At 64.7% G+C, this 6,975-nt stretch carries 7 protein-coding genes and 1 pseudogene; 6 read left to right on the forward strand and 2 right to left on the reverse strand.

All coding sequences use genetic code 11. The annotated features are described in order from the left end of the window. Positions 1-42 precede the first annotated feature (42 nt). A pseudogene (locus EN879_RS40005) lies at positions 43-144 on the forward strand (DUF4892 domain-containing protein); the annotation flags it as partial. A 34-nt stretch (positions 145-178) separates the two neighbouring features. Here EN879_RS40005 and EN879_RS18595 read toward each other — a convergent pair. Beyond that, positions 179-943 carry an IclR family transcriptional regulator gene (locus tag EN879_RS18595; protein ID WP_013529610.1) on the reverse strand — a complete coding sequence of 255 codons (765 nt, stop codon included), beginning with the start codon at positions 941-943 and terminating at the stop codon, positions 179-181. Between the two features lie 183 nt (positions 944-1,126). Between EN879_RS18595 and EN879_RS18600 the strand changes: the two genes are divergently transcribed. The 5 genes from EN879_RS18600 (at position 1,127) to EN879_RS18620 (ending at position 6,353) form a co-directional block, all read left to right on the forward strand. Continuing rightward, complete coding sequence (locus EN879_RS18600; protein WP_013529611.1) at positions 1,127-2,101, forward strand: tripartite tricarboxylate transporter substrate-binding protein; 975 nt, start codon at positions 1,127-1,129, stop codon at positions 2,099-2,101. A gap of 139 nt (positions 2,102-2,240) precedes the next feature. Next, positions 2,241-2,777, forward strand: coding sequence for a tripartite tricarboxylate transporter TctB family protein (locus EN879_RS18605; RefSeq protein WP_063168998.1), 537 nt, complete (start codon positions 2,241-2,243; stop codon positions 2,775-2,777). A gap of 4 nt (positions 2,778-2,781) precedes the next feature. Next, a complete protein-coding gene (locus EN879_RS18610) occupies positions 2,782-4,305 on the forward strand; it encodes a tripartite tricarboxylate transporter permease (RefSeq protein WP_013529613.1) in 1,524 nt (507 codons plus the stop codon). Positions 4,306-4,320: 15 nt separating this feature from the next. After that, positions 4,321-5,505, forward strand: a complete 1,185-nt coding sequence (locus tag EN879_RS18615) for a CoA transferase (protein WP_063168997.1) — start codon at positions 4,321-4,323, stop codon at positions 5,503-5,505. Further along, positions 5,502-6,353: a citryl-CoA lyase gene (locus EN879_RS18620; protein ID WP_063168996.1), complete on the forward strand. Its 852-nt coding sequence runs from the start codon at positions 5,502-5,504 to the stop codon at positions 6,351-6,353. Before EN879_RS18615 ends, EN879_RS18620 begins: the two co-directional genes overlap by 4 nt. A 4-nt stretch (positions 6,354-6,357) precedes the next feature. On the opposite strand, the gene EN879_RS18625 is transcribed toward EN879_RS18620, so the two are convergent. Then, entirely contained in the window at positions 6,358-6,828 is a 471-nt protein-coding gene (locus tag EN879_RS18625; RefSeq protein WP_013529616.1) for an NUDIX hydrolase, read from the reverse strand. Positions 6,829-6,975 lie beyond the last annotated feature (147 nt).

Consider the following 6,975-nt stretch of genomic DNA (forward strand, 5'->3'; position numbering starts at 1 on the left):
CTATCACGACGCTCCGACTATCCTGCTGGCGCGGTGACCTGAGCGGCGCGGCTGACCGCTGCGGGCGCCGGCATGATGGCACCTGTCGCCAGCAACGATGACGAAGCGGGCCGCGCCAAGAACCGCCGTGTGGTTCTGGTCAAGTTGAACTGGGCGAGCCTTCCAATCAGGCCGCATTCTACGGCAGGGCGTCCGCTGCCAGGCTTGCCTGCTCGAGCATTGAGGCGTCCTCGCCGAAGGCGCGGGTGGCGCGGGCCGCTGCCTCGAGCAGCGGACGCTTCATGCGCTGCAGAAAGGCCGCGTCGACGCGCGTGCTTGGTCCAGCCAGGGTCAAGGCGCCGAGCAGGACGCCCCCTGGCCCGAATACCGGCGCCGACACGCCCCCGGTCTCGGGGTCGCGGTCGCCGACGGCGAGACAGTTGCAGGTCTTGCGGATGGTCTCGTAGGGTTCGCCCTGCTGGCCCGAAAACGCTGCGAGCACGCGGCCGCCCGAGCCGAGCAGCAAAGGCAATACGTCGCCTTCGCGTATCGTGTAGCGGATCGGGTGCTTGGATTCGACGCGGTAAAGACAGGTGCGGACATCGCCCGAGCGAACGTAGAAGGCAACGCTTTCCCAGCTTCGCTCGGAAAGATCGCGCATGATCGGCAGCAGGATGTCGACCGCCACGACCGAACGCTGGTAGAGCGCACCGAGCCGAAACGTCGCGGGTCCGACGCGGTAGCGCCCATTGTCGAGGCGCTCGAGCAATCGTCCGCGCAAAAGGGAATTCGCAAGCCGCAGGATGGTGCTCTTGTAGAGGCCGGTGCGCGCCGCGATTTCGGCTAGGCTGAGCGACCGGTCCTCCGTGCTGAAGGCATCGAGGATGGCAATCGCCCGATCGAGTGCTGCAACACCTTCGGCGCGGTCGATTTCCGCATCTGCCGATTTGCTTGGCGAATCCATGGCGGTTCCAGTTTGAAGAAAGCCGAGCGACGCGACTGTGTCGCGCCGCCAAATCGTTCTGTCCAGTAGAATATCGTTTCCGTTGACAGAACTCCGTAACATCTGCTTGAAATCGATGACGGGTCTGGATGCAGGCGCGTTTTGGCGGGCACCGGAGGAGGTGTCGTGATTTGGAGGAATCCCATGCTGGACAGACGCAGATTTTTGATGAGCACCGCAGCCGTGGGTGCCGGGCTGATGACGTCGCATCTTTCTCCCGCTTTGGCCGAAGGCGCGCCCCAGATACAGCTCTTCGTGCCTGCCGCACCGGGTGGTGGCTGGGACCAGACGGCGCGCACGATCGACCAGGTGCTGCGCAGTGAAAAGCTCATCTCGGGTTCGCAGATCACCAATGTCGGCGGCGCCGGCGGGACTGTCGGGCTGCCGCAATTCATCAGCCAGTGGAACGGCAAAGGCAATTCCCTGATGGTTGCCGGCATGGTCATGGTTGGCGCCATCATTGCCAACAAGGCCGCCAACAATCTGACGCAGGTCACCCCGATCGCCCGCCTTACCGGCGAGTTCGAGGCCTTGGTCGTGCCGGCGGAGTCGCCGTTCAAGACGGCCGCTGATTTCGTCGCCGCGCTCAAGGCCGATCCGACAAAGGTTCCTGTCGCCGGCGGCTCCGCAGGCGGTTCCGATCACATCCTGTTCGGCCTGATTGCCAAGACTGTCGGCGTGCCGGCGACAAACCTGTCCTACGTGCCGTTCGCCGGCGGCGGTGAGGCGTTGTCGGCGCTGCTCGGCAACCAGGTCGCGGCCGGCATCTCCGGCTTTGGCGAGTTCTCCGAGCAGGTCAAGGCGGGCGCGCTGCGGCTGCTCGCCATCTCGGCAGACAAGCGCCAGGACGGCATCGATGCGCCGACGCTGAAGGAGGCCGGCATCGATGTCGAACTGTTCAACTGGCGCGGCGTCTTCGCACCGCCGGGTATTTCCGACGCCGACAAGGCAGCGATGATCACCCTGATCGAGACCATGGCCAAGAGCGACGCGTGGGCGACCGAATGCAAGAACCGCAACTGGACGCCGATCCTGCTCACCGGCGACGACTATGCGAAGTTCGTCACCGAGGATTCAGCCCGCATCGAGGCGATCCTGAAGGATCTCGGGCTCGCCTGATCCATCGTCATAGGGGCGGCGCAGGTCGCCCCTTCTCGCATGAAATGCAAGCCGGCATGACCCTGCGGTGGGGAGCAAGCATGCGGCGCCGGGCATTTCCGCCAACCATACTTGGCCAGCTCTCCTGGGGAGGACAATCATGAGCACCAGCGACCAGCAGGCGGCGCCGTCGCGGCTTGCCGTGCCGGAATTGTTGATAGGCATCGGGCTCCTGGCCTGCGCCGGCGCCGTCGCCTGGCAGACGCTGGCGATCCCGGTGTCGCCGCTCTACTCCAAGGTCGGCCCGACCGTCTTTCCCTACCTTACCATGGTTGGCCTGGTGGTACTTTCGCTGTTGCTCATCCTTGCCGCGCTTCGCGGCGGCTGGCAGCCGGAGGAGGAAAAGGAGACGCCGACCGACTGGAAGGCAATGGGCTTCGTCGTTATCGGCCTGATCGCCAATCTGCTGCTCATCCAACCGCTCGGCTTCACGGCGGCATCCGTCATCATGTTCGTGCTCGTCTGCTACGGCTTCGGCAGCAAGCGTACGCTGCGGGACGTCGTGCTCGGCCTTATCCTGGCGCTGGCCGCCTATTTCGGCTTCGCCAGGGCGCTCGGCGTCAACATCGGTGCCGGTTTCATCGAGAACCAGCTGAACACGGTCATCGATGCGTTCATCACCATGTTGAGGGGCTGACGCCATGGAAACGCTCGGACATCTGGCACATGGCTTCTCGGTCGCCTTCACCCCGGTCAACCTTCTGTGGTGCCTGCTCGGCACCACGCTTGGTACCGCCATCGGTGTGCTGCCCGGTCTTGGGCCGGCGCTGACCATCGCGCTGCTTTTGCCGATCACCTATCAGGTGGCGCCGGAGGCATCCTTCATCCTGTTTGCCGGCATCTATTACGGCGCCATGTACGGCGGCTCGACGACGTCGATCCTGCTCAACACGCCCGGCGAAAGCGCCACCATCGTCACCGCGCTGGAAGGCAACAGGATGGCGCGTTCCGGCCGCGGCGGTGCAGCCCTCGCCACTTCGGCGATCGGCTCGTTCGTCGCCGGCACGATCGGCACGATGGGCGTCGCTTTCCTGGCGCCGGTGGTGGTCAAATTCGCGCTGGCCTTCGGTCCGGCCGAATATTTCTCGCTGATGGTGCTGGCCTTCATCACCGTCTCGGCGGTGCTCGGCTCGTCTTCCGTTCGCGGCCTGACCAGCCTGTTCGCAGGCTTCGTCATCGGCATGATCGGCGTCGACCTGCAGACCGGCCAGCCGCGCTTCACCTTCGGCATGACCGAACTGCTCGACGGCGTCGACGTCATCATCGCCGCCGTTGGCCTGTTTGCGGTCGGCGAGACGCTGTACATGGCCTCGCGCCGCTATGCCGGCAAGGACGAGATCGTGCCGCTGAAGGGCTCGCTCTACATGACGGCGGCCGAGTGGGGGCGTTCGTGGAAACCCTGGCTACGCGGCGCCGCGATCGGCTTCCCGATCGGCGCCATGCCGGCGGGCGGCGCCGAAATCCCGACTTTCCTGTCCTATGCCATCGAAAAGAAGCTGTCGAAGCACAAGCAGGAGTTCGGCACGGTCGGCGCCATCGAAGGCGTTGCCGGCCCCGAGGCCGCCAACAATGCGTCCGCAGCCGGCGTGCTGGTGCCGATGCTGACGCTTGGCCTGCCGACCTCGGCGACGGCGGCGATCATGCTGTCGGCGTTCCAGAGCTACGGCATCAATCCCGGACCACTGCTTTTGACGACCCAGGGCGACCTCGTCTGGGGGCTGATCGCCAGCCTGTTCATCGCCAACGTCATCCTGGTCATCCTCAACCTGCCGCTGATCGGGCTGTGGGTGCGGCTGCTGAAAATCCCGGCGCCGCAGCTCTATGCCGGCATCCTGGTGTTCGCCACGGTCGGCACCTATGGCATTTCGCAATCGCCCATCGACCTCGTCATCCTCTATCTGCTGGGGGCCGCCGGTTTCCTGATGCGGCGGTTCGATTTTCCGACCGCGCCTGTCATCATCGGCATGATCCTTGGGCCGCTCGCCGAAACCCAGTTCCGCCGGGCGATGACTATCTCGAATGGCGACTGGTCCGTGTTCTACACCCACAAACTGTCGCTGACACTGCTGACGCTCGCCTTCATCGGTCTCGCCGGCCCGCATATCTGGGCCTTCATCGAGCATCGTCGTCGGCGCGGACCGGAGCATGTGCCCGGCGATGCCTGATCGATCCCTGATGCCATGACAGAACTGCTTTCCGGTATTCGCGTCCTCGACCTGACCAATGTCCTGGCCGGTCCCTACTGTGCCTATCAGCTGGCGCTGCTGGGCGCCGACGTGATCAAGGTCGAGGCGCCGCAAGGCGGCGACCTCGCCCGCCAGCTCGGCGGCTCGGCAAAGCTGAACAGCGCCGGCATGGGCGCCTCGTTCCTGGCTCAGAACGCCGGCAAACGGTCGGTTGTGCTCGACCTCAAGAAGCAAGCCGATCGCGAGCGCTTTTTCGATCTGGTGGCCAGCGCCGACGCACTGGTGGAGAATTTCCGCCCCGGCGTGATGGATCGGCTGGGGCTTGGCTACGAGGCACTGAAGACGGTCCGTCCGGGCCTCGTCTATTGCGCGATATCGGGTTTCGGCCAGACCGGGCCAATGCGCGACAATCCCGCCTATGACCAGATCATCCAGGGCCTGTCTGGGATCATGAGCATCACCGGCACACCGGAAGCGGCGCCGCTGCGGGTCGGCTATCCCGTCGCCGATACGCTTGGCGGACTGGTCGGCGCGTTCGCCATCGCCTCGGCGCTGGTGCGGCAGAAGACGAGCGGCGAGGGTGCCTTTCTCGACGTTTCGATGCTCGAATGCACACTTTCCGCACTTGGCTGGCCGGTTTCCAACTATCTGACCGCAGGTATCGACCCCATGCCGATGGGCAACGAGAACATGACGGCGGCACCCTCCGGTGCGTTTCGCACCGGCGACGGGCTCATCAACATCGCTGCCAACAAGCAGGAGCAGTTCGTGGCGCTGTGCCGGCTGATCGGCCGGCCGGAATTGGCTTCCGATGTCCGCTATGCAGAGCGCGAGACGCGCAAGCGCAACCGTGCGGCGCTTAAAGTCGAGATCGAGGACGCCCTGGCGGGCGCCTCGGCGGCGGCCTGGGAAGAGACGCTCAATCGCGCCGGCGTGCCTGCCGGCAGGGTGCTGACGATCCCGCAAGTGCTGGCCGAGCCCCAAGTCCTCGAGCGCCAGGTGACCGCGCATTTCGACGATGTGGCTGGCATGAAGAAGCCGCTGACCGTTTTGCGCGGCGGCTTCATGGTCGATGGCGAGGCGCCCTTGCCGACAAAGCCGCCGCCGGCGCTCGGCGAACATATGAGCGAGGTGTTCGCCGACCTGCCGCCCCGCACCAGGACAAAGGCACGCGCATGAGCGGCACGGAGAAGAAGACGGGCCGTGAGCGCGGCGAGGAATGGTGGCAGACCGACATCATCGAGATGCGGCCAGGTGTCATCCGGCTGCGTGGCTACGAGATCCAGGATCTGATCGGCCGCGTCAGCTTTCCGGCTGTCATCTGGCTGATGCTGCGCGGCGAACTGCCCAGCGAGGACCAGGCAGAATTGCTCGGCATTGCCTTGGCTGCCGCCGTCGACCATGGACCGCAGGCGCCATCGATTGCCATCGCGCGCATGGCTGCAACCTGCGGCGTCGGTATCAACAGCGCCATGGCCTCGGCCATCAACGTTCTCGGCGACGTGCATGGAGGCGCCGGCGAGCAGGCGCTTTCCTTTTATGGTGACATTGCCGTGGCGATTGATGCCGGGATGACGCTGAATGAGGCGGTCTCGGCGCGGCTCGACCGGTTCTTCGCCGAGGAGAAGGGCTATGTGCCGGGGCTCGGACATCGCTTCCATCCCGTCGACCCGCGCGCGCCGCGCTTGCTGGAACTGACCCGCGAATTTGCCGCACGCGGTGCCGTCAATGGGCGTTTCGCCGATATCGCCGAAGCGGTCGAGGCGGATGTCGAACGCCGCAAGGGGAAAAAAATACCCCTCAACATCGATGGCGCCACCGCCGTCATCTATGGCGAACTCGGTTTTCCGCCGCCGCTGACGCGAGGGCTTTTCGTGCTGTCGCGCTCGGTCGGCATCCTGGCGCATGCCTGGGAGCAGTCGCAGCAGGCCGAGCGAAACAAGGGGCCGCTGCCGCGCGAGTGGCTGTGGGCCTATACCGGCACGCCGGTGCGGCCGTTTCCCGAAAGCGATGACCCCGGCGAGTGAGGCTCTACGCCTGGTCCACCTGCACAGGGATCTTCAGCGTCTTCACCAACGTTGAAAGATCCGGCTCGTCGATGAGCATGGCCGCATCGGCTGGCGCCAGCCAGGCCCGCTGGCGTCGTTTGGCTTCCTGCCAGTCGGCCAGTTCCTCGCTCACCTCGAGCAGGTAGACGATGACGTCGACGCGGACAAAGCGATTTGCCAGCCGCTTCCAGTAGGAATAGGTGCCCGCCGGCTGCTTCAGCGTCTTGCCGAGCACGCCGGCTTCCTCCTGCGCCTCGATGGTGGCCGCCTTGCGTCCGCTCTTGCCCTTCATCGGCCAGCCCTTGGGGACGATGAAGCGCCTGGTGGTACGCGACGTGACCAGCATCACCTCGATATCGCCACGCGCGGTCAGCCGGAAGGGAATAGCCGCCACCTGGCGGATTCTCTCGCCCTTCTTTGCCTTGCGTACGGCCTTTTTCTTGGTGGCTGCCATTCGTCAATCCAGTCGATGCAATGCCGCATAGCGCGACAAGGCGTCGTTGCAAAACCAAAACTTTCGCATGTGCCAACGACACTCGAAATACATAAGTCGGCTAAATAAACGAAAAAGGCCTTGATGTCAGCGGCAATTGCTCACGGC

Origin of the sequence: Mesorhizobium sp. M7A.F.Ca.AU.002.02.1.1 (genome assembly GCF_003998535.1) — a bacterium.
Taxonomy (GTDB): Bacteria; Pseudomonadota; Alphaproteobacteria; order Rhizobiales; family Rhizobiaceae; genus Mesorhizobium; species Mesorhizobium ciceri.

Bases quoted from the DNA above. Each gene is read 5' to 3' on its own strand.
- EN879_RS18595 (WP_013529610.1), bottom strand. From the start codon at position 943: ATGGATTCGCCAAGCAAATCGGCAGATGCGGAAATCGACCGCGCCGAA.
- EN879_RS18600 (WP_013529611.1), top strand. From the start codon at position 1,127: ATGCTGGACAGACGCAGATTTTTGATGAGCACCGCAGCCGTGGGTGCC.
- EN879_RS18605 (WP_063168998.1), top strand. From the start codon at position 2,241: ATGAGCACCAGCGACCAGCAGGCGGCGCCGTCGCGGCTTGCCGTGCCG.
- EN879_RS18610 (WP_013529613.1), top strand. From the start codon at position 2,782: ATGGAAACGCTCGGACATCTGGCACATGGCTTCTCGGTCGCCTTCACC.
- EN879_RS18615 (WP_063168997.1), top strand. From the start codon at position 4,321: ATGACAGAACTGCTTTCCGGTATTCGCGTCCTCGACCTGACCAATGTC.
- EN879_RS18620 (WP_063168996.1), top strand. From the start codon at position 5,502: ATGAGCGGCACGGAGAAGAAGACGGGCCGTGAGCGCGGCGAGGAATGG.
- EN879_RS18625 (WP_013529616.1), bottom strand. From the start codon at position 6,828: ATGGCAGCCACCAAGAAAAAGGCCGTACGCAAGGCAAAGAAGGGCGAG.